At 69.8% G+C, this 3,180-nt stretch carries 3 protein-coding genes and 1 riboswitch; of the genes, 2 read left to right on the top strand and 1 reads right to left on the bottom strand.

Annotated elements, in window-relative coordinates; genetic code table 11:
- Positions 1–206 precede the first annotated feature (206 nt).
- Complete coding sequence (locus ACFP3V_RS01860) at positions 207–1,202, top strand: Gfo/Idh/MocA family protein (protein ID WP_380578913.1); 996 nt, start codon at positions 207–209, stop codon at positions 1,200–1,202.
- A 23-nt stretch (positions 1,203–1,225) separates the two neighbouring features.
- Here the strand turns inward: ACFP3V_RS01860 and ACFP3V_RS01855 are convergent, their stop codons facing one another.
- Positions 1,226–1,699 (bottom strand): C40 family peptidase, encoded by a 474-nt coding sequence (locus tag ACFP3V_RS01855; RefSeq protein WP_380578911.1) that lies wholly within the window; start codon positions 1,697–1,699, stop codon positions 1,226–1,228.
- 4 nt (positions 1,700–1,703) lie between these two features.
- Positions 1,704–1,865: riboswitch (cyclic di-AMP (ydaO/yuaA leader) on the bottom strand.
- 465 nt (positions 1,866–2,330) lie between these two features.
- Between ACFP3V_RS01855 and ACFP3V_RS01850 the strand changes: the two genes are divergently transcribed.
- The gene (locus ACFP3V_RS01850; RefSeq protein WP_380578909.1) at positions 2,331–3,134 is read left to right on the top strand and encodes an HAD family acid phosphatase; all 804 of its coding nucleotides are present in this window, start codon (positions 2,331–2,333) and stop codon (positions 3,132–3,134) included.
- The last annotated feature ends 46 nt before the right edge of the window (positions 3,135–3,180 follow it).

Here is a 3,180-nt window from a genome sequence, read left to right as displayed (position 1 = left end):
GCCCGCATTGCTCCGGAAGAACCGGACGCACGGTGCGGCGAATTCGGCCGACCGGCTATTCCAGGGAATCACCCCGGCCGGTTCCGGATTGCCGGACGGGTCCGCTGCACCGCACACGTCCGAACCAGGTTTCCGGAATCCGGGCGAATTCCGGTTCCGCCGCCCGGGGTTGACGCTTCTTCGGATCGGGGGGTGGGATGGCGCCCATGAGCACCGAGAAGATCCGCTGGGGCATCCTCGCGACCGGCGGCATCGCCGCCGAGTTCGCCGCCGACCTGCAACTGCTGCCCGACGCCGAACTGGTGGCCGTCGCCTCCCGGACCCAGGCGGCGGCGGACTCGTTCGCCGCCCGGTTCGGCGTCCCGCGCGCCTACGGCACCTGGGCCGCCCTCGCGGAGGACCCCGAGGTGGACGTCGTCTACGTGGCCACCCCGCACAACGCGCACTACGCGGCGAGCGCGCTGCTGCTGTCCGCGGGCAAGGCGGTGCTGTGCGAGAAGCCGTTCACGCTCAACCTCCAGGACGCCGAGGCGCTGTTCGACCTGGCGCACAAGCAGGGCGTCTTCCTGATGGAAGCCATGTGGATGCGCTGCAACCCGGTCGCGCGCCGGGTCGCCGAGCTCGTGGCCGACGGTGCGGTGGGCCAGGTCGCGCTGGTCCAGGCCGACTTCGGGGTGCCCGGCCCCTTCGCCCCCGAGCACCGGATGCGCAACCCCGAGCTGGGCGGCGGGGCGCTGCTGGACCTCGGCGTCTACCCGGTGACCTTCGCCCACATGATGCTGGGCAAGCCCGCGCAGGTGACCGCCCGGGCCACGCTCACCCCGGAGGGCGTGGACGCCACCACGGGGCTGCTCCTCGGCTGGGAGGACGGCGCGCTGGCGGCGCTGTCCTGCGGGATCACCGCAGGATCGCCGGTCCGCGCGGTGGTCGCCGGGGACCTCGGGCGTATCGAGGTCCCCTCGCCCTTCTTCCGCGCGGACCGGTTCACCTGGTACCGCGCCGACGGCGACCCGACGGCGGGGGAGACCGTCGAACTGCCCCGGCGCGGACGCGGCTACGTCCACGAGGCCGAGGAGGTCATGCGCTGCCTGCGCGCGGGACTGCTGGAGAGTCCGTCGGTGAGCCGGCAGGACACCCTGGACGTGATGGCCGTCCTGGACGCCGCCCGGGCGCAGATCGGGGTCCGCTACCCCGGCGAGTGAGCCGGGGCGGCGGCGACGGGACGTCAGGCCCGGCCGTACCAGACCGACTTGGTCCAGATCCGCTCCAGGCGGACCACCGCGCCGGTGTGCGGCGCGTGCCAGATCTTGCCCGCGCCGGCGTAGATGCCCACGTGGTAGACGTGCGAGCCGCTGTGGAAGAAGACCAGGTCGCCGACCTGCCGCTGGCTCGCGGAGATGTGCCGGACCTTGCTGTACTGCTGCTGCGCGGTGCGCGGGAGGGACTTGCCCACCTTCTTGAAGCTGTAGAGCGTCAGGCCGGAGCAGTCGAACCGGGTCGGGCCGACCGCGCCCCAGCGGTAGGGAGCGCCCTTCTTGGCGGCCGCCACCTTGATGGCCTTGGCGCCGTACGTCGGGGTGGCGGCCTGCGCCTGGGAGGAGAGGACGACGCCGCCGAGAACGGCTCCGGCGGCGACCGCCGAAGTCACGCCGACCCGGAGGCGGGCATGCGAACGAGGGGCCACAGAGGACGAGGACATGTGAGAGCCCTTCCGGAACCGCCTGCGAAAGTTGATCCTGTCGGGTTCGGGCTCCGAAAGTTGCCCGGCCACGGCTGTGGCTTCACCCCAAGGAGCGCTGGTACCGACCGCGCCCCGTCCTGCCTGGGTCTCCCGCTCTCGCCTGTCAGGTGGGTGAGCACCTGGCGCCCGGACGGTGGCGAGACTCGGCGTCCGCCCGGACCGCCCCGCCACTTCAGCGGGGGCTTGCTGTTCGGCCGTCAGTATTGGCACATCTTCAGGAAGATCTCACGTTTTGAAGGCCCGTTGTGAGGCTTGTCACGCCCGGTTTGAACGGCGATCTGCGCCCGATCGGCGTATTCGGAGACGCCTTCGAAAAATTCTCCCCGAGGCGGCTGCGACCGCGCTGACATGCGGTTTTTCCAAGGAATTGTGAGAGAACTCACGCCAATTCGGATGACGCCCGGGAAGTTCCACCACCCGGGTCCGCCATCGTCGCGACACGCCGGGACGCGGCGGCCGAGGGGGCGGCGCACGGACCTGGCGCGAAGGGCTCAGGTTTGTCAACGCGCATAGACAAGGGCGCCCCGAGGACGGTAAGAACTACCTCCGTATCGCCTTACCGATGCCTCCGTGGCTGAAGGAGCCAGTCTTGACGCTCGCACGGACCTTCAAGAACCACTCGCGCACGTTCGCCACCCTGGCGGTGGGCGTCGCCGCCGGGGCAGTGGTGGCCGGCGGAGGGCTCGCCCTCGCCGACACCTCGGCGCCGACCAGCGACAAGCAGATCACCAACATGACCGACGAGGTCAACCAGATCAAGGCGTACTACGGCGACACCGTGGACGCCAACGGCGAGCACTGGGCCTCGTCGAGCAGCAACTACGCGATCCAGGTGTACGGCATAGAGGCCAAGGCCGAGAAGTACCTGGCGCAGAAGATCAAGCACGACCACAGCGGCAGGCGCGCCATCGTGCTGGACGTGGACGACACCGCGCTGTCCACCTACAACTACGAGCTGGAGACGACCTTCGTCTACAACGCGGCCAGCAACGCGCAGTACATCGCGACGAAGAACTTCCCCGCGGTCTTCGGCATGAACGACCTGGCCAACTGGGCCAAGGCGCAGGGCTACACGGTCTTCTACATCACCGGTCGCCCGGAGTCGCAGCGGGCGGACACGGTGCGGCAGCTGTCGTCCCAGGGCTTCCCCGATGCGGACGACGCCCACCTGTTCCTGAAGAACAAGGCCAACCCGCCGGCGTACCTGAGCAACTGCGCCACGCCGACGACGTGGACGTGCTCGACGGTGGACTACAAGTCCGGGACGCGCGCCCATCTGGAGGCCCTGGGGTACACGATCACGGCCAACTTCGGCGACCAGTTCAGCGACCTGAACGGCGGCTACTCCGAGCAGACCTACAAGCTCCCGAACCCCATGTACTTCCTCCCCTGAGCTGCCCCCCGGGGCGCGGGCCCCGTCAGGGGCGCGAGGAACTGCG

This window comes from Streptacidiphilus monticola (assembly GCF_042658505.1).
In the GTDB taxonomy this organism is placed as follows: domain Bacteria; phylum Actinomycetota; class Actinomycetes; order Streptomycetales; family Streptomycetaceae; genus Streptacidiphilus; species Streptacidiphilus monticola.
The sequence above is the reverse complement of the archived record's forward strand: the minus strand, read 5'-3'. Positions and strand labels throughout refer to the sequence as shown.

Excerpts from the sequence above, each read along its gene's own strand:
- ACFP3V_RS01860 (WP_380578913.1), top strand. The coding sequence starts at position 207 with ATGAGCACCGAGAAGATCCGCTGGGGCATCCTCGCGACCGGCGGCATC.
- ACFP3V_RS01855 (WP_380578911.1), bottom strand. The coding sequence starts at position 1,699 with ATGTCCTCGTCCTCTGTGGCCCCTCGTTCGCATGCCCGCCTCCGGGTC.